This window comes from Peteryoungia aggregata LMG 23059 (genome assembly GCF_030814435.1).
In the GTDB taxonomy this organism is placed as follows: Bacteria; Pseudomonadota; Alphaproteobacteria; order Rhizobiales; family Rhizobiaceae; genus Allorhizobium; species Allorhizobium aggregatum.
On the sequence record NZ_JAUSUW010000007.1, the window covers coordinates 1 to 16,829 of the forward strand.

23 protein-coding genes and 1 pseudogene are annotated in these 16,829 nt (G+C 62.0%); 10 read left to right on the forward strand and 14 right to left on the reverse strand.

Annotated features, from left to right (window positions below; genetic code table 11):
• Positions 1-171: 171 nt before the first annotated feature.
• The 4 genes and pseudogenes from J2045_RS13010 to J2045_RS13025 form a co-directional block, all read right to left on the reverse strand.
• On the reverse strand, positions 172-411 hold the full coding sequence (locus tag J2045_RS13010) for a hypothetical protein (RefSeq protein WP_054158996.1): 240 nt from the start codon (positions 409-411) through the stop codon (positions 172-174).
• A gap of 661 nt (positions 412-1,072) precedes the next feature.
• Positions 1,073-1,450, reverse strand: a pseudogene (locus J2045_RS13015) (DUF2155 domain-containing protein); the annotation flags it as partial.
• Between the two features lie 164 nt (positions 1,451-1,614).
• Entirely contained in the window at positions 1,615-2,013 is a 399-nt protein-coding gene (locus J2045_RS13020; RefSeq protein ID WP_307373353.1) for an NADH:ubiquinone oxidoreductase subunit NDUFA12, read from the reverse strand.
• 108 nt (positions 2,014-2,121) lie between these two features.
• Positions 2,122-2,589: a GNAT family N-acetyltransferase gene (locus J2045_RS13025; RefSeq protein ID WP_307373356.1), complete on the reverse strand. Its 468-nt coding sequence runs from the start codon at positions 2,587-2,589 to the stop codon at positions 2,122-2,124.
• Between the two features lie 57 nt (positions 2,590-2,646).
• Here J2045_RS13025 and J2045_RS13030 point away from each other — a divergent pair, with 57 nt between their 5' ends.
• Complete coding sequence (locus tag J2045_RS13030; RefSeq protein ID WP_307373358.1) at positions 2,647-3,081, forward strand: hypothetical protein; 435 nt, start codon at positions 2,647-2,649, stop codon at positions 3,079-3,081.
• A gap of 27 nt (positions 3,082-3,108) precedes the next feature.
• Here the strand turns inward: J2045_RS13030 and J2045_RS13035 are convergent, their stop codons facing one another.
• The gene (locus tag J2045_RS13035; protein ID WP_307373362.1) at positions 3,109-3,606 is read right to left on the reverse strand and encodes a GNAT family N-acetyltransferase; all 498 of its coding nucleotides are present in this window, start codon (positions 3,604-3,606) and stop codon (positions 3,109-3,111) included.
• Between the two features lie 4 nt (positions 3,607-3,610).
• The gene (gatB, locus tag J2045_RS13040) at positions 3,611-5,116 is read right to left on the reverse strand and encodes an Asp-tRNA(Asn)/Glu-tRNA(Gln) amidotransferase subunit GatB (RefSeq protein ID WP_307373365.1); all 1,506 of its coding nucleotides are present in this window, start codon (positions 5,114-5,116) and stop codon (positions 3,611-3,613) included.
• A 220-nt stretch (positions 5,117-5,336) separates the two neighbouring features.
• On the opposite strand from gatB, the gene J2045_RS13045 reads away from it, so the two are divergent.
• From J2045_RS13045 to J2045_RS13055, 3 genes are read left to right on the forward strand one after another with little or no spacing between them, the layout of a single operon-like run.
• On the forward strand, positions 5,337-6,083 hold the full coding sequence (locus tag J2045_RS13045) for a glycosyltransferase family 2 protein (protein WP_307373367.1): 747 nt from the start codon (positions 5,337-5,339) through the stop codon (positions 6,081-6,083).
• Entirely contained in the window at positions 6,080-6,403 is a 324-nt protein-coding gene (locus J2045_RS13050) for a lipid-A-disaccharide synthase N-terminal domain-containing protein (RefSeq protein ID WP_307373369.1), read from the forward strand. The genes J2045_RS13045 and J2045_RS13050 overlap by 4 nt, the downstream gene beginning before the upstream one ends.
• Positions 6,404-6,415: 12 nt before the next feature.
• The gene (locus J2045_RS13055) at positions 6,416-7,843 is read left to right on the forward strand and encodes an ArnT family glycosyltransferase (RefSeq protein ID WP_370873127.1); all 1,428 of its coding nucleotides are present in this window, start codon (positions 6,416-6,418) and stop codon (positions 7,841-7,843) included.
• Between the two features lie 3 nt (positions 7,844-7,846).
• Here the strand turns inward: J2045_RS13055 and J2045_RS13060 are convergent, their stop codons facing one another.
• The gene (locus J2045_RS13060) at positions 7,847-8,353 is read right to left on the reverse strand and encodes a GNAT family N-acetyltransferase (protein WP_307373373.1); all 507 of its coding nucleotides are present in this window, start codon (positions 8,351-8,353) and stop codon (positions 7,847-7,849) included.
• Between the two features lie 272 nt (positions 8,354-8,625).
• Between J2045_RS13060 and J2045_RS13065 the strand changes: the two genes are divergently transcribed.
• The 3 genes from J2045_RS13065 to J2045_RS13075 are packed head-to-tail and all read left to right on the forward strand — an operon-like array spanning position 8,626 to position 9,452.
• The gene (locus tag J2045_RS13065) at positions 8,626-8,883 is read left to right on the forward strand and encodes a YjhX family toxin (protein ID WP_166602161.1); all 258 of its coding nucleotides are present in this window, start codon (positions 8,626-8,628) and stop codon (positions 8,881-8,883) included.
• A 52-nt stretch (positions 8,884-8,935) separates the two neighbouring features.
• Complete coding sequence (locus J2045_RS13070; protein ID WP_307373374.1) at positions 8,936-9,220, forward strand: BrnT family toxin; 285 nt, start codon at positions 8,936-8,938, stop codon at positions 9,218-9,220.
• On the forward strand, positions 9,195-9,452 hold the full coding sequence (locus tag J2045_RS13075; RefSeq protein ID WP_307373377.1) for a BrnA antitoxin family protein: 258 nt from the start codon (positions 9,195-9,197) through the stop codon (positions 9,450-9,452). The genes J2045_RS13070 and J2045_RS13075 overlap by 26 nt, the downstream gene beginning before the upstream one ends.
• On the opposite strand, the gene J2045_RS13080 is transcribed toward J2045_RS13075, so the two are convergent.
• The 4 genes from J2045_RS13080 to J2045_RS13095 form a co-directional block, all read right to left on the reverse strand.
• Positions 9,449-9,904 (reverse strand): GNAT family N-acetyltransferase, encoded by a 456-nt coding sequence (locus J2045_RS13080; protein ID WP_307373381.1) that lies wholly within the window; start codon positions 9,902-9,904, stop codon positions 9,449-9,451. The two genes, J2045_RS13075 and J2045_RS13080, sit on opposite strands and share 4 nt — an antisense overlap.
• A 20-nt stretch (positions 9,905-9,924) precedes the next feature.
• The gene (gatA, locus tag J2045_RS13085; protein ID WP_307373383.1) at positions 9,925-11,406 is read right to left on the reverse strand and encodes an Asp-tRNA(Asn)/Glu-tRNA(Gln) amidotransferase subunit GatA; all 1,482 of its coding nucleotides are present in this window, start codon (positions 11,404-11,406) and stop codon (positions 9,925-9,927) included.
• Positions 11,407-11,483: 77 nt separating this feature from the next.
• A complete protein-coding gene (gatC, locus tag J2045_RS13090; RefSeq protein ID WP_307373385.1) occupies positions 11,484-11,771 on the reverse strand; it encodes an Asp-tRNA(Asn)/Glu-tRNA(Gln) amidotransferase subunit GatC in 288 nt (95 codons plus the stop codon).
• Positions 11,772-11,837: 66 nt separating this feature from the next.
• Positions 11,838-12,542 carry a metal-dependent hydrolase gene (locus tag J2045_RS13095; RefSeq protein WP_307373388.1) on the reverse strand — a complete coding sequence of 235 codons (705 nt, stop codon included), beginning with the start codon at positions 12,540-12,542 and terminating at the stop codon, positions 11,838-11,840.
• A 147-nt stretch (positions 12,543-12,689) separates the two neighbouring features.
• On the opposite strand from J2045_RS13095, the gene J2045_RS13100 reads away from it, so the two are divergent.
• Both J2045_RS13100 and ruvX read left to right on the forward strand, forming a co-directional pair.
• The gene (locus J2045_RS13100; protein WP_307373390.1) at positions 12,690-12,986 is read left to right on the forward strand and encodes an alkylphosphonate utilization protein; all 297 of its coding nucleotides are present in this window, start codon (positions 12,690-12,692) and stop codon (positions 12,984-12,986) included.
• A gap of 17 nt (positions 12,987-13,003) precedes the next feature.
• Complete coding sequence (ruvX, locus tag J2045_RS13105) at positions 13,004-13,501, forward strand: Holliday junction resolvase RuvX (RefSeq protein WP_307373393.1); 498 nt, start codon at positions 13,004-13,006, stop codon at positions 13,499-13,501.
• Here the strand turns inward: ruvX and J2045_RS13110 are convergent.
• Together J2045_RS13110 and J2045_RS13115 are read right to left on the reverse strand one after the other, a co-directional pair.
• Positions 13,435-13,770, reverse strand: a complete 336-nt coding sequence (locus J2045_RS13110; RefSeq protein WP_307373395.1) for a DUF6105 family protein — start codon at positions 13,768-13,770, stop codon at positions 13,435-13,437. The genes ruvX and J2045_RS13110 overlap by 67 nt on opposite strands.
• Positions 13,767-13,952, reverse strand: a complete 186-nt coding sequence (locus tag J2045_RS13115; RefSeq protein ID WP_307373398.1) for a hypothetical protein — start codon at positions 13,950-13,952, stop codon at positions 13,767-13,769. The genes J2045_RS13110 and J2045_RS13115 overlap by 4 nt, the downstream gene beginning before the upstream one ends.
• Before the next feature lie 203 nt (positions 13,953-14,155).
• Between J2045_RS13115 and J2045_RS13120 the strand changes: the two genes are divergently transcribed.
• Positions 14,156-15,091, forward strand: coding sequence for an AEC family transporter (locus J2045_RS13120; RefSeq protein ID WP_307373400.1), 936 nt, complete (start codon positions 14,156-14,158; stop codon positions 15,089-15,091).
• On the opposite strand, the gene J2045_RS13125 is transcribed toward J2045_RS13120, so the two are convergent.
• Positions 15,073-16,716, reverse strand: coding sequence for an acyl-CoA dehydrogenase family protein (locus J2045_RS13125; protein WP_307373403.1), 1,644 nt, complete (start codon positions 16,714-16,716; stop codon positions 15,073-15,075). The genes J2045_RS13120 and J2045_RS13125 overlap by 19 nt on opposite strands.
• Between the last annotated feature and the right edge of the window lie 113 nt (positions 16,717-16,829).

Consider the following 16,829-nt stretch of genomic DNA (forward strand, 5'->3'; position numbering starts at 1 on the left):
CTCCCACGGGCTTAGTGTCCCAAAGAGGCTTCGGTCTCCCATCCGCCACCGCAAAAGGCATTACAGCCTCCAATGCGGATTTTGGGAAGTTACAAAGAGGGACCCCGCCTCGTGCGCCGCTCAAAATCCATATGCAATTGCCCTGACATGGGGGGGAGAGCGGACTGCGGCTCAGGCCGCGTTCAGATCCGCCGTCTCGCCGAAGCCGATGATCAGTTTGGGGCTCGACATGTCGCCGCTTTCCTCGTCGACCTGGACGGAATAGGCGGCGACGCCGATGTGGCGGGCGGACATGGCGGTGGCGATCTTTTCGGCGGCGGCGGCACTCGAGGCCTGGCGCATTTCACCGGGGACGACATTGCCACGGTTCTTCTTGAAGGGGAGGACGATGAATTTTTCGGAGAGAGACATGCTGAGAACTCCTGTTCGTTCTCTTAATGTTCTCAAATGGTCGGGATGTCAATGAAAAGGTCGTGCCGGGGGTCCCCCCCCCTCTGCCTTGCCAGGCATCTCCCCCACAAGGGGGGAGACTGGCTGTGCCGCCGGCCTGTAGCTCACCCTTGAGAGCAGCATGCCAAGCGGCATACGCGGCGCTCCACTCTCCCCCCTTGTGGGGGAGATGTCACGAAGTGACAGAGGGGGGTGTCCATCTGCGTTGGCATGTCCGTATCAACTGGATCGGGCTGCGACAGGCGCAGCACTTTTGGCCTTAAGCATTTGTTTTGCCGCATTGTCCGACGCCGAAGCGATCACGCTTCGGCTGGAAATGCTCTTAGAACAGACCGACGCTGCCGGGTGGCGTCACCGGCGGGGGCGGCGGGGCCGGGTTGCCCTGCAGCAGAGGATCGCCGGAGGGCGGGAGATCGGAGGCAGCGCCGCCGATCACTTCGGTCGGAACCTCGACGGGCGCATCCAGCGGCGGAAGGGCTGTCTGGTTGGGATCAATCGCCTCAGCGGTGCCCTGGGTGGGATCGATGACCGCTGCACCCGGCTCCAGCGAGGCTGCGGCAGGCGCGGGCGCCGGGGCGGCGGTGGCAGCCGCGTCGGCGGGTTTTTCAGGCTCGGGCGCGGGCTTGGCGACCGCTTCGACGCCGGGCGGCGGCGGAACTTCTGATTTGACCTTGCAGCCGGTCAGCCAGACGTCATAGATCGGGTGCTCGACGGCGTTCAACGCCGGGCTGTCGGCGAACATCCATCCGGAGAAGATGCGGCGGATCTTGCGGTCGAGGGTGATCTCGTCGACCTCGATGAAGGCGTCGATCTTCTGGGCTTCGGTCTCATCGCGCGAGTAGCAGACCTTGGGCGTCACCTGCAGGGCGCCGAACTGGACCGTTTCGTTGACATAGACGTCAAAGGTGGTGATGCGTCCGGTGATCTTGTCGATGCCGGCGAATTCGGCGACCGGATTTTCGAGGCGGGCGGCATCGGCCCTGCCGGCAAGGCCAAGCATTGCCGCAGCGGCAAGCCCGACAACCGGAATGGCCCATGCCCATGCACTCAACTTCATCGTCCCGCTCGCTTTCATCGATCCTCTTGCCCATATCGACCGGATGCCAGATACAAGAAGGGCCTCACGATAGAGGCCCTAATGCCGGATTATGGCCAAAACGGGTATCAGCTGCCCGGCGTCCAGGCATCGTAGTCGCCGGTGACGCGCGGACGCTCGCCTGTCGTCGAAATCGAACCCTGCGGGCGATAGGCGGCAGCCGTGCCAGTCTGGTTCGGGCGATGCCCCTTTTCCCATTCGCGCGGCTTGTAGTCTTCCTTCGACGGCGGCGTGTCGGTGCGGTAATGCATCCAGCCGTGCCAGCCGGAGGCGATCTTCGAGGCGTCGGCGTACCCGTTATAGATCACCCAGCGCTTCGGCTGGCCCCAGCTCGTCATCGGGCCTTCGTAATAGACATTGCCGAACTCGTCTTCGCCGACGCGCTTGCCGTGCCGCCAGGTGAAGAAACGCGTGCCCATGGTCTGGCCGTTCCACCAGGTGAAGATCTGCAAAAGGAGCTGCTTCATCGTGTATCCTTGGGCAATTACCGCAGGCCGCAGGACGGCCTTGTCGAACCTGTCTCGCTTATGCCGCCTCACTCTCGCCTTGTCCAGTGATTCCCCGTCGCACCCCCGTCATTTCAGCTTGATCTTGAAGCCGATATGGGAAGGCGTGAAGCCGAGCCGTTCATAGAATCGGTGGGCGTCCTTGCGCGCGGCATTGGAGGTCAGCTGGACGAGGCGCATGCCGGTTTCGCGGGCGCGCTCCATGGCAAAGCCGATCATGGCCGCGCCGATGCCCCTGCCCCGCATGTCGGCCCGGGTCTGAACGGCCTCAATGATCAGGTTTGCGCTGCCGCGAGCCGTGAGGGTCGTCGTGATCATGGTCTGGAAGGTGCCGACGACCTCACCATCAAGCTCGGCCACATAAAGCGTCTCGTTCGGCGAGGCCGAGATCTGGGCAAAGGCAGAGCGGTATTCGGGCAGCGCTTGCGGATCGGTGGTATCGCCATGGCCGCCCAGCGGGTCGTCGGCGAAGAGCGCGATGATCGCTTCCAGATCATCTTCGGTGGCTTCCCGGATGGTCGCTTTTTCCTGTTGCATGCATCACCTGTCCCTGCGTTAGTCTGGCCTTCCATAACGACCCCGGGGGACTACTTGATGACAGCCGTGCTGCGACGTGTGACAATTCTGTGCGTAACTCTTTTCGCCCTCGGCGTTCAGGCCCAGGAGGGAGGGCGCAAGGCGATTGCCTATGTGCAGGCGCCGGAAATGAGCTCGGGGCTTTGCGTCGAGAAGGATACGGCGAGCGCGATCGACTGTGCGATGAAGCAGTGCATCGAGGGCGGCGGGACGGCGGAGGCCTGCGAGGTGAATGCCACCTGTTCACCGGGCAACTGGAGCGTCGACATCTTCATGATGGCCGATGGCGGACCGCACTGGCACCAGTTCTCCTGCGGCTGGCAGAGCCGCGACCTGGCCTTGAAGGCCGCAGAACTTGCCTGCAGCAATGCCAAAGAGGATGGCCTTATCGAATGCACTCCCGTGCAGCTAATCGACGAGGACGGCAAGGTCACCGAGCCGCCCTTCAACTGAGCGAAAGGCACGGAACAAAAAAGCCGCTCACTTGAGCGGCTTTTCCATGATCAGTGCTTCGATCCCGCTGTCGGGACCACCGCAATTCTTCGTCCGGTCGACTTCGACGAAATCATGCGCCTCGTAGAAGGCGATGGCGCCGGCATTCTGCGGCTCGACTTCCAACCGAAGGATCTCGGCATCGGGAAAGCAGGTCTCGATCTCGGCAAAGAGATCGCGGCCGATGCCCTGGCGCTGGTGGTCGGGATGGACATAGAGCTGGTGCAGGATCGCGGTCTTGGTCAGCTTTTCCGACATGGCCGCAAAGGCCATGCCGCCGATCCGCTTGCCGTCGTCGGCGACGAGGTATTCGCCGCCCTTGACCTGGATGCGTCGCTTGATCTCGGCTGGCGAATGCCAGGCCGAAACCAGCTCGGCAACCTTGGCCGGCCCGTAGAACCGGTCATAGGTCGCGTGGAAACTCTGCGTCAGCAGGGCGCGGAGCGGTTCGACATCCCGGTCGGTGGCCGTGCGGACGAAGAACACCGCCTTATTCCTCGGGCAGACCGAGCTTGGCCTTGACCAGCGCCTGGACCGCCTGCGGGTTGGCCTTGCCGCCGGTTGCCTTCATCACCTGGCCGACGAACCAGCCGGCAAGCGTCGGCTTGGCCAGCACCTTGGCCACCTGGTCGGGGTTTGCGGCGATGATCTCGTCGACGGCCTTTTCGATGGCGCCGGTGTCGGTCACTTGGCGCATGCCGCGGCTCTCGACGATCTCTGCCGGGTCACCGCCTTCGTTCCAGACGATCTCGAAGAGGTCCTTGGCGATCTTGCCGGAGATGGTCTCGGCCTTGATCAGGTCGATGATGCCGCCGAGCTGGGCGGGAGAAACGGGCGTCTCCTCAATGCTCTTGCCAGCCTTGTTCAGGGCGCCCAGGAGGTCGTTGATGACCCAGTTGGCAGCCGTCTTGCCGTCGCGGCCCTCAGCCACGGCTTCGAAATAGTCGGCAATCGCCTTTTCCGAGACGAGCACGGAAGCGTCGTAGACGGAGAGGCCGAGTTCCGACACAAACCGCGCCTTCTTGTCGTCGGGCAGCTCCGGCAGATCCTTCTTCAGCGCCTCGATAAAGGCATCGTCGAATTCGAGCGGCAGAAGGTCCGGATCGGGGAAATAGCGATAGTCATGCGCATCTTCCTTGGAGCGCATGGAGCGCGTCTCGCCCTTGCCTGGATCGAAGAGGCGGGTTTCCTGGTCGATCGAGCCGCCATCCTCGAGGATCGCGATCTGGCGACGGGCTTCGTATTCGATGGCCTGGCCGATGAAGCGGATCGAGTTGACGTTCTTGATTTCGCAGCGCGTGCCGAATTCGCCGCCCGGCTTGCGCACGGAGACGTTGACGTCGGCGCGCATCGAGCCCTCGTCCATGTTGCCGTCGCAGGTGCCGAGATAACGGACGATCGAGCGCAGCTTGGTCATATAGGCCTTGGCTTCGTCCGACGAGCGCATGTCGGGCTTCGACACGATTTCCATCAGGGCGACGCCGGAGCGGTTCAGGTCGACATAGGACATGGTCGGATGCTGGTCGTGCATCGACTTGCCGGCATCCTGTTCCAGGTGCAGGCGTTCGATGCCGATTTCGATGTCCTCGAAATTGCCCTGACGGTCGGGGCCGAGCGAGATGATGATCTTGCCCTCGCCGACGATCGGATCCTTGAACTGCGAGATCTGGTAGCCCTGCGGCAGGTCCGGATAGAAATAGTTCTTGCGGTCGAAGATCGAGCGCTTGTTGATCTGCGCCTTCAGGCCAAGACCGGTGCGCACGGCCTGGGCCACGCATTCCTCGTTGATGACGGGCAACATGCCGGGCATGGCGGCATCGACGAGCGAGACATTGGAATTGGGTGCATTGCCGAAGACGGTGGAGGCTCCGGAGAACAGCTTGGACTTCGACAGAACCTGCGCATGGACTTCCATGCCGATGACGATTTCCCAATCGCCGGTGGCGCCGGGGATGAAGCGTTTCGGATCGGGTGTGCGGGTGTCTACCAGGGTCATCGGATGCTCTTCCGTGGGCAATGTTTTTCGTCCTTCCGGTTAGAGCAATTGCCTTTGAGGTGCAAGACTTGCCGGAACCTCCGCGCGCCCCGCAGACCGTTCATGCACCTGTCACACTGCGGCTGTAGGCGATCCTTGCAACCTCTCCTCACGATGCATGGCCGATGGTTCCCCTTGCACAGACGACGGAGCGGAACTGAGGGCCTGCCGGGGGTTTCGCATGCAATCGACTGCACAGCCGCAATTCTCGATCGTCGTTCCGATGAAGAACGAAGCGGAAAATGTCGCGCTCCTCGTGGCGGAAATCGCCACAGCCTGCGAGGGATACCACTTCGAAGCGATCTTCGTCGATGACGGTTCGAGCGATCAGACGCTTTCCCGACTGCAAGACGCGTCCCGGATGATGCCCTGGGTGCGCGTCCTTCACCACACCGCCTCGGGCGGGCAGTCGGCGGCGATTCATTCGGGTGTCATTGCCGCGCGTGCGCCCGTCATCTGCACTCTGGACGGCGACGGCCAAAATCCGCCTGCGGAGATCCCGAGGCTCGCAGCCCCGTTGCTTTCGGAGAACACTTCCCCCTCGCTCGGCCTCGTCGCCGGCCAAAGGGTCAGGCGACGGGACACATTTTCGAAACGGATGGCGTCGACAACGGCCAATGCCATCCGCCGTAGCCTGTTGAAGGACGGCACTCGCGACACCGGTTGCGGGCTCAAGGCCTTTCGGCGCGACGCCTTTCTCGGCCTGCCGTTCTTCAACCACATGCATCGCTACCTGCCGGCGTTGTTTGCCGCCCATGGCTGGGAGGTGACCCATGTCGGGGTCGAGCACCGGCAACGGCACGCCGGCTCGTCCAATTACAACAACCTGCAGCGCGGGCTGGTCGGCATGCACGACCTGATCGGTGTCGCATGGCTGATCCGGCGCCGCAAGCGCGTGAAACCGCAGGAAATTGGGACAAGCCCATGAATGACCTCCTCGCCTATTTCAAGATCGAGTCGATGACCGACCTTCTCTGGCTCGGCCTCGGCCTCGTCGCGCAGCTGATGTTCTCCCTGCGCTTCATCATCCAGTGGTTCGTGTCCGAGAAAGAGAAGCGGTCGGTCATTCCCACGGCGTTCTGGTGGTTTTCATTGGTCGGCGGCACCCTGCTGCTGACCTATGGCATCCATCGCGGCGAACCCGTGATCATTCTCGGCCAGGCGCTGGGCATCGTGGTCTATGCCCGCAACCTGATGCTGCTGCATCAGGGCCGCCGCACCGATCTGCCTGTCCAGGCGGAAGGCTGACGGCCGATGAGCCTGTCCAGGGAGCAGAGCCTCGCCATCATCGTCGGCATCACGCTCTATCGCCTGGTGATGCTGCATTTCGACCAGACAGATCTCTTCGTCGACGAGGCGCAGTATTGGCACTGGTCGCAGAATCTCGATTTCGGCTACTATTCCAAACCGCCGATGATCGCCTGGGTCATCCATCTGGGCACCCTGATCGGCGGCTCCTCCGATATCTTCTGGATTCGGGTGGCGAGCCCCCTGCTGCACATGGCAACCGCGCTGATCCTGATACCAGCCACTGCGCGGCTCACCGGTTCCCGCGAGGCTGCCCATTGGGTCGGCGCAAGCTATGCGACGCTGCCGGCGGTGGCTCTGTCGTCCGTCTTCATGTCGACCGATACCGTCCTCTTCCCCTTCCTGGCTCTGACGCTGCTCGCCTATTCGCACCTGATCGAGCGCAAATCGTTCGGCTTCGCGGTGCTGATGGGGTTTGCAGTCGGATGCGGCACGCTGTCGAAATATGCGATGCTCTATTTCGTCGGGACAGCGACACTTTCGGCGATCTTTGTTCCCCGGGCGCGGCTTGCGATCCGAGACGCCGTCATTGCGGCCGTCACGGCACTCATCGTGATAGCCCCGAACATCTGGTGGAACGCGACGCATGGGGCGGCCACCCTCAAACACACGTCCGAGAACGCCAATTGGGATGGATTGAAGCTCAATATCGGCAAGGCGCTCGAATTCTTCGCAAGCCAATTCGCCGTTGTCGGGCCGGTGCTGTTCGCCGCGATGATCCTGGTCTTTGTCAGGCTCCTTCAACGGCGAGCATCTGTGACGGAACGGCACCTGTTCCTGCTTTCCTGGCCCATCGTGCTGGCGATCGTATTCCAGGCCCTGATGTCACGCGCCTATGCCAACTGGGCTGCGACGGCCTATGCGGCGGGCATCATGCTCGCCGTCGTCCATCTGCTGGCCCACTCGCCGCGCGCGCTGAAGGCTTCCCTGATCATCAATGGTGCGGCTTCGCTGGTGTTTGCCGTGCTCACGGTCTTTCCGCAGCAGATCCTGTTGCCGAATGGCAAGCCCGTTCTGGCGCGCTATCTCGGGCGCGCGCATCTCAGCCGGGAGATCGCCGCGACCGCTGCGTCCGCAGGCATGACGGTGATCGTCGCGGAAAACCGCGATATCCTTGCGGATCTCTTCCACACGCTGCGCGACGACGGCGTCACCATCCTCGCCAGAACACAGGGCGGTTCACCACGGAATTACTACGAGCAGACGTTTCCCCTGACGGCAGCCCTTGCCGACCAGCGGGTGCTCTACGTCACGAGCCGCGAGCCCGCCTGTCCGGATAGCGACGTTGCGCTCGTGGCGGATCTCTCCCCCCTTGAGGGATATCTCGCCGGTCGCCCGCTCATGGCCTATGCGGTCCAAGGTCGCTGTCTGCTTCCTTGAATGTCAGTGGGGACTGTAGGTGTCGTCTTCCTGCTGTATGAGGATCTTGTGCATGCCGACCGTCTCCACGTCGAGGTCGATTTTCGGATTGTAGACGATAGACAGCCATTGAATGGAAAACCCGCGCGCCCGGAAGAAGTCGACGGCCTGCTGGTTGCGCGCATGGGTCTCCAGGCGCGCCTCCTCAAAGCCGGCCTTGCGGATATCCTCTTCAAGCGAGGCAAGAAGCAGGGTTCCGTAACCCTTCCGCTCATGATCGGGATCGATCCAGAAATCGGTGATCGTTTCGTCGAAGTCTTCTCGCGCCGCCCAGCCAACGGGCACACCCGACTTCTCGATGACGAGGATATGAAGCCAACCGGAGCGGGTGAAATTGGCAAAGGCCGAGCGGGCATTGATGACCATGGCATCCGTCTCGCCGACATGGGTCATGGCCTTGCGCCATGCACGCATGCCGATCTCCGTCAGGAGTTCGGCGTCTTCCTGTAGCGCCTTGCGGATCGTGACCATCCTCACCTCTTCGTTGCAGACAGTAAAACACCGGCGATGATTCTTGACCAGAGCGCACCGATGAGGGTGCGTGGACGCCGCTTCGGCAAAATGCTAGAATTGTCCTCTCGATAGGAGTTTTGATGTTCGGTTTGTCCGAGACCCGGTAAAGGCCCTGCCCGCGATCCCGTGAGGATCAACCGGCCAGGGCCAGAAAACGAAGCCCCGACGCCCAGCGGCGCCGGAACCGTTTTCATGCGCGCTTTCCAGCGCGCTTCTCCGGACATCATATCATGGATATTTCACGCATCGATCAGCGTATCCTTCATCTCATGGCGCAAGGCGGCTGGATCGAAATCCACCGCGACGACAGGCGCAAGATCGAAAAGGCCTTGTGCTTCTCCCGTGACGGCTGGCTCTATCCCGGCTTCGACCTCGATCTCTTCCGGCGGCTGAAACGCCTGAAGGCGATCAGTTCGAGACAGGGCAAGCCTTATCGGATTACCGAACGAGGCTTGAGGCTTGTGAGGGCTGAGCTGGACAATAGGTGAGCGCTGCCTGCCGAACACTTGCCTGACACTACGCATGTAGTTACATTCGATCATGGGCTACGTGTGGGACGCCGGAAAGAATGTCGCCAACAGGGTCAAGCATGGCATCTCATTCGCGGAAGCCTGCCTGATCTTTGACGGCGACGTTCTAACCGGAATCGACACCCGCCGCGATTATGGCGAGACCCGCCAGATCAGCATTGGCGCGATCCAAGGGCTTGTCGTGATCACGGTCGTCCATACAGGCCGAGACGGCGCCATTCGGATCATCTCAGCGCGCTTGGCCAACCGGAAAGAAAGGCAGAAGTACCATGACCATCTCAACCGCGCGTCTTAAGGAACTGCAGTCGCGGTCCGATGCGGACATCGACTACAGCGACATCCCGGAGCTCGATGATGCGTTCTTCGAAACGGCAGCGCTTGTTGCACCATCGGCCAAGACGCAGATCACGGTTCGACTCGACAGCGATGTGCTGGAGTGGTTTCGGCAGCAGGGCAAAGGCTATCAGACGCGGATGAACGCCGTGCTGAAAGCCTACATGGAGAGCCAGCGCCGCCGCTCGCGCTAGAACACCTGCTGCATCTTCACCTTTTCCACCATCATGCCCATGGATGGGGAATGCTGCATGCCGCGCCAGACGATGGAAAAGCCCAGATCCTGGTAGAGCCGGATAGCGCCTTCGTTTGCGGCATGCGTGTCGATCCGTGCCCGCTTCAGACCCTCGACGCGCATGTCGCGCAGTGTCGCAGAGATCAGGGCCGAGCCAATGCCGAGCCCCTGATGGATCGGGCTTACCCAGAGATCGGAGATATAGTCGCGCTCGCCTTCGCGGGCGGTCCAGCCGACGATCTCTTCGCCCAGTTCTCCCAGCTTGATCAGCCTGAAATTCTCTTTGGCGAAGCGGTGGAAGCTCGCGCGGATGCGGGCCACCATGTCCGCTCCAAAAGCGTTCAAGACGGGGTTTGCCGCCCAGGCCGCAAAACCGACACGGCCGACGCTGTCAGCATCGGCCGCGGTCATGTCACGAATGCGGAAGTCGCTTACCACCACCTGGCCGGCGTGAACTTGCCGGCTGCCTGTTCGATGACATGGGCGGTCTTGAAGAGGGTTTCCTCCTCGAAAGGCTTGCCGATGACCTGAAGGCCGAGCGGCAGCCCCTTGCTGTCGAGGCCGGCGGGAACGGAGATACCCGGAAGGCCCGCCATGTTCAGCGTGATGGTGAAGACGTCCTGCAGGTACATCTTGACCGGATCAGCCGCGAGCTCCTTGTCGCCGATGGCGAAGGCGGAGGATGGCGTGATCGGGGCGAGGATCGCATCGACACCCGCCTCGAAGGCAAGTTCGAAGTCGCGCTTGATCAGCGTGCGGACCTTCTGGGCCTTCAGGTAATAGGCGTCATAATAGCCGGCTGACAGAACGTAGGTGCCGACCATGATGCGGCGCTGGACTTCCTTGCCGAAGCCGGCAGCACGGGTCTTCTCGTACATGTCGGCAATGTCCTTGCCGTCGACGCGCAGGCCGTAGCGGACGCCGTCGTAGCGTGCGAGGTTCGACGAGGCTTCTGCAGGTGCGACGATGTAATAGGCCGGAAGAGCGTATTTCGTGTGCGGCAGGGAAATGTCGACAATCTCGGCACCGGCTTCCTTCAGCCAGGCGATGCCCTGCTGCCAGAGAGCCAGGACTTCTTCCGACATGCCGTCGACGCGATATTCGCGTGGGATGCCGATCTTCATGCCCTTCACGGAGCCGCCGATGGCCTTTTCGTAGTCAGGAACCGGCAGGTCGACGGAGGTCGTGTCCTTCGCATCGGTGCTCGCCATAGACTTCAGCAGGATCGCGGCGTCGCGCACGTCACGGGCGATCGGACCGGCCTGGTCGAGCGACGAGGCGAAGGCGACGATGCCCCAGCGCGAGCAGCGGCCATAGGTCGGCTTGATACCGACGGTGCCGGTGAAAGCGGCCGGCTGACGGATCGAGCCGCCGGTGTCGGTTGCGGTGGCACCCGCGCAGAGATGGGCGGCGACGGCAGCTGCCGAACCACCGGACGAGCCGCCCGGAACCAGCTTGTCGTCGGAGCCCGTCGCTTTCCACGGGTTCACGGCCGGGCCGTAATAGGAGCTCTCGTTGGACGAGCCCATGGCGAATTCGTCCATGTTGAGCTTGCCGAGCATGACGGCGCCGGCGTCCCACAGATTGGTGGTGACGGTCGATTCATATTCCGGCTTGAAGCCATCGAGGATGTGGCTGCAGGCCTGGGTGTGCACGCCCTTGGTGGCGAAGAGATCCTTGACGCCGAGCGGAATGCCTTCCAGCACGCCAGCCTTGCCGTCGGCGATCCGCGCGTCGGACGCCTTTGCCATGTCGCGGGCGATGTCGGGCGTCACAGCAACATAAGCGTTCAGCGCGCCATTCGCCTGATCGATCGCGGAGAGATAGGCATCCGTCAGTTCGACGGCCTTGATCTCCTTTGCGGCGAGTTTCGCGCGGGCTTCGGCGATGGTGAGGCTGGTCAGTTCGCTCATGGTCGTTTCACTTCAGACTGTCTTCGCCCATAGGGGCGGGAAATTCGGGAGGCTGGCTCAGGGGGCTGCGGTCGGTCTTATTCGACGACCTTTGGCACCTGGAAGAAATTGCGGTCGGTTGCCGGCGCATTGGCGACAATGGCATCGGCCTTGTTGCCGTCGGTGACGACGTCTGCGCGCTTCTTCATCGCCATGGGCGTGACCGAGGTCATCGGCTCGACGCCCGTGACGTCCACTTCGTCCAGCTGCTCGACGAAGCCCAGAATGCCGTTCAGCTCTCCGGTCATGCGCGCGGCATCCTCCTCACTCACAGCGAGGCGGGCAAGGCGGGCGACGCGCTTGACGGTGGCGAGGTCAACAGACATGGCATTCTCCGGATAAGCTGTTTTCTTCGCTATAATGGCCGTCAAGCGCTGAGGCAACGGGGTTTGTCAGACCTCGACGGCGGAGCCTGCCTGCGGGGCGACTACGCGGGTGCGGGTTCCGTCCATGCCGGCGACGAATTTTTCCGGCGTCTGGTCGATGATCGGGAAGGATCCGTAGTGGCAGGGGATCGCCGTCTTGAAGTCGAAGAAGCGCTGGCAGGCCAGTGCCGCGACCGCACCGCCCATGGTGAACCGGTCACCGATGGGAACGAGACCGACATCCGGCTGATGAAGTTCGTTGATCAGTTTCATGTCGGAGAAGATGTCGGTGTCGCCCATATGCAGGACCGAGGCTTCGTCCTCGAAATGCATCATCAGGCCGTTCGCATTGCCGAGCGCGTGGGAAACGCCGTCTTCGGTCACTTGCGCGGAGGAATGCAGTGCGTTGGTGAAGGTGACCGTGAAGCCTTCGAAATGGATCGTTCCGCCGGTATTGCCCATTTCCAGCTTGTCGACGCCCTTGGTGCCGAGCCAGGCGGCAAGATCGGCATTGGCCAGAACCGTGGCGCCCGTTTCCTTGGCGAGCTGGACCGCGTCGCCGACATGGTCGCCATGACCGTGGGTCAGGAGGATATGGGTGATCCCCTTGGTCATGTCCTTCCGGTCGAGACCGGCAAAGCCCGGATTGTGGGTCAGGAAGGGGTCGATGAGGATCGAGGCCTTGGCCGAGTCGAGGCGGAAGGCGGCGTGGCCGAGCCAGGTGATTTTCATGATGTCAGTCTCCGGTCTTGAAATGTCGGTCGGAATATATGGCAAGCCGGGCCTTCGGCAACGGGGGCGTCGAGTTGCCTCGCCGGTCCGGACGGTTTAAGCGACGAGCATGACAGCCGTAGCGCTGAGTGCAAGAAAGGAACGACCATGGCCGATGACGACTACGTGTATGATGAGGCAACCGGCGAATGGCGTCCCGCCTTCGAACTTGCAGCAGCGGCTGCGGCCAAGCCCACGGCCCGCGACGCGTCCGGAACCGAGCTCGCTGATGGCGATTCGGTGGTCCTGATCAAGGACCTCAAGGTCAAAGGTGCCGGCCAGACGCTGAAGCAAGGCACAGTCATCCGCTCGATCCGGCTGACGGATGATCCCGACGAAATCGACTGCCGCTTCGACGGGATCAAGGGCCTGGTGCTCAGAACAGAATTCGTGCGCAAGCGCTGAGCAAAGGACAGGCGAGCATGGCAACGCTGACGATCGAGGAATTGGCAGCACAGTTGAAACCCGGTGAGGCAATTGCCGGGCTCGACCTCGGCACGAAGACGATCGGGCTATCGGCTTCCGATCTCGGCCGGCGGTTTGCCACCCCTCGCCCGGTCATAAAGCGCGTGAAGTTCACGCAGGATGCCGAGGTGCTTCTTTCCTTTGCTGCGAAAGAAAAGATCGTCGCCTTCGTGATCGGGCTGCCAGTCAACATGGACGGCTCGTCCGGGCCGCGCGTGCAGGCGACGAGGGCCTTCGTGCGCTCGATGTCGGAAAAAACGGACATCCCGTTCGTCTATTGGGACGAGCGGCTTTCGACGGTGGCTGCCGAACGGGCGCTGCTGGAGATGGATGTGTCACGGGCCAAGCGCAGCGAGCGGATTGATTCGGCCGCTGCGAGCTTCATTCTTCAGGGCGCGCTGGACAGGCTTTCGGGGCTTGCCCGCACTTCGGACAGTGCTGCCGAATTTTCCTGACGGGCAATCCACCAGGCCTTGATCTGCTTGCGGCGGCGGAAGCCAATGATCGCAAACAGGATCAGGCTATCGACGATGATCGCGCGCAGCACCAGCGGCGGGATGGTTTCGGGCGCGATGCCGAGCACATTGCCATAGACCTGGAAGACCAAGTCGTGAGCGTCGCGCGTCAGCATGAAGATGCCGAAGCTCATGTCGTAGTAGGACAGACCGTACCAGGCGCCCAAGATCGTGATGGGCAAAGCCCACAAGAGCAGAAGTGTCTTCATGCCGTTTCCGCCTTTTGATCGAACGACAAATCATTTGCCGCCGGCCAGTTTTCCACCAGCCATTTCAGTGATGCCATCGCCGTCAACATGGTCGCAGGGATGGCGATATCGAGCGCCAACCCCGAGAAAAACACCATCATCATGATGGTCGCTACCGACCGTGCAAAAACAGCGTCCGTCACCACTCTGCCCTTTAACGTCTGTCCCGTGCAAAAGGTGACCTGTTCGACACGAACACGCAACGTAAACCCTTTGTTAAGGTTAACGGCACCTGTGGATGAGCAGTTTCAGCCACTTGGCTGAAAATGTCGCCGGGACACGAATTTCGATTGAATGCGCGGTTTTACGGGTCTACCCCTCCCCTGCCCGCCACACTGGACCCGCCATGCTGATCATCTTCGAAAGCATCCTGCCGATCTTCCTGCTCGTGATTCTCGGCGTGGCGCTCAAACGCACCTCTCTCATCAACGAGAGTTTCTGGGGTGGCCTTGAGCAATTCGGCTATTTTATCCTCTTCCCGGCGCTGCTGTTCCAGACGCTTGCTACCACCGACTTTTCGTCCCTGGACAGTGGCAGCGTCGGCCTGGTGTCCCTGCTGGCAGTCGGGGTCATGACCGCACTGGTTATTGTTATCTGGCCGCTGCTCAGGGCGCGCGGCATGGGCGGGTCGTCCTACACCTCCGTCTTCCAGACCTCGACGCGCTGGAATGGCTTCATGGCGCTCGCCATTGCGGAGAAGTTGACGGGACAAACGGGCCTGTCCGTCATCGCCATCATCATGGCTTCGATCATCGTGCCGCTGAACCTCATCAATGTCGGGGTGATGGTCTGGTTCTCCGGCGAGAGTCGGGGCCTGAAGACCTTCGTCCTCAGGATCGTCACCAACCCGATCATCATCGGCGCCTTGCTGGGTGTATTCGTGAATTTTGCGGGGATTTCGATCTATGCACCCGTCATGACGGCGGTCGACCTGATTGCCAGCGCTTCTCTCGGTCTAGGTCTCGTGACGGTCGGCGCCGGGCTGAGGGTCGCGGATGCCCTGAAACCTCAGCCGAGCGTGTTGATGACGGTCGTGCTCAAGCTGATCGTCTTTCCGGTGGTCGCGGTGGCGATCGCCCTTGCCTTCGGGCTCTCAGGCGAGATCGTCGTAATGATTGCGCTGGGGGCTGCCGTCCCCACGGCGATGAACGGCTATGTGCTCGCCAAGCAGATGGGCGGCGATGCCGATCTCTATGCGGCAGCGGCCACCGTTCAGACGGTCGCTGCCTTCTTCACGATTCCCGTCGTGCTCTATCTCGCCGCTCAGCTGGCGGGCGGATAGAGAAGGTCGAGCACGTAGCGGGAATCGAAGCGCGCATCGAGCACGCCATAGGTATGGCGCCAGCCACCGGCCAGCCGTGATTCGAGGAAGGCATCGGCGATCTTGCCGGCGCCCAGTCGGTAAAGCTCTGCGGCACCGGCCGCGAGCGCCAGTTGCTCGATCAGCAGACGGCCGGCGGCCTCGTCACGTTCGGCAAGCGCCGTTGCGGCGCGCAGGACTTCCACGGTTTTCTTGCCGGAGGGACCGAGATCGCGCTCAAGGCCGGCGAAGAGCGTTTCGAAGAGATCCTTGCCGCGGCTGAGTACGCGCAGGACATCCAGCGCCATGACATTGCCGGAGCCTTCCCAGATCGCGTTGACCGGGGCTTCGCGATAATGCCGGGCAATCGGGCGTTCCTCGACATAACCACTGCCGCCGATGCATTCCATTGCTTCATAGATGAGGCCGGGTGCGATCTTGCAGATCCAGTATTTGGCGACCGGCGTCATGACGCGGGCATAGGCTGCATCGACAGGGTTTTCACGTGCCTTGTCGAAGCTGTCGGCCAAGCGGAAGGCAAGTGCGGTTGCTGCGGCAACATCGAGCGCCATGTCGGCCAGGACGCGGGTCATCATCGGCTGGTCGATGAGGTTCTTGCCGAACACCATGCGGCCGCGGACGTGGTGTATGGCCTCGGCCATGGAGGCGCGCATCATGCCGGCAGAGGAGAGCGCGCAGTCGAGGCGCGTCAACGTCACCATGTCGAGGATGGTGCGGACGCCGTCGCCCGGTGTGCCGAGGAGGAAGCCGAAGGTTTCGGAGAACTCCACTTCGGAAGAGGCGTTTGAGCGGTTGCCGAGCTTGTCCTTGAGGCGCTGGAATTCCAGCCCGTTGGCGGAACCATCTTCCAGAAGGCGCGGCACGAGGAAGCAGCCCATGCCATCCTTTGTCTGGGCGAGCATGACAAAGGCGTCGCTCATCGGGGCGGACATGAACCACTTGTGGCCGGAGAGGCGATAGATCCCCTCGCCCACCCGCTCGCCAGTCGTGGTGTTGGCGCGGACATCCGTGCCACCCTGCTTCTCGGTCATGCCCATGCCGATGTTGACGGCACTCTTCTGCATCGGCGGCTTGTTGCTGCTGTCGTATTTGCGCGACAGGATGCGGGGCGTCCATTCCTTCTGGACAGCCGGCGACGCAACAAGCGCTGCGACCGAGGCACTGGTCATGGTGAGCGGGCAGAGATGTCCCGATTCGAGCTGGGCGGTGAGGAAAAAACGGACGGCGCGGGCCTTGTGTTCGTGGCCACGGGCTTCCGGTGCATTTTCCCAGACGGAGGAATGCAGGCCTGACGCCATCGAGCGGCGCATCAGGGCATGCCAGGCGGGGTGGAATTCGACGACGTCGAGACGTTCGCCGCGCACGCCATGGGTTCTGAGCTGCGGCGGGCTGGCATTCGCCATGCGCGCCAGTTCCTGCGCTTCCGGCGAGGTCACATATTTGCCGATGACGTCGTATTCCTCGCGCAGCGGGCGCGCCAGCGAGGATGTCAGGTCGACGAGCAGCGGATCGGACCGGTAGGCATTGATGCCGGACCAAGGCTTGGGCTGGTTCAGCGCTGCGAGTTTTTCTTCCGTCCGGTTCATCAATCCTGCCGATCTCATGAGAAGGCGCGCGCTGGGCCCGCCAACGCTTCGCCTTCATAATTCCACTGCGGTCGGAGCATCCAGGGCGCATCAAGGCGCCGGTGTTCCCTACC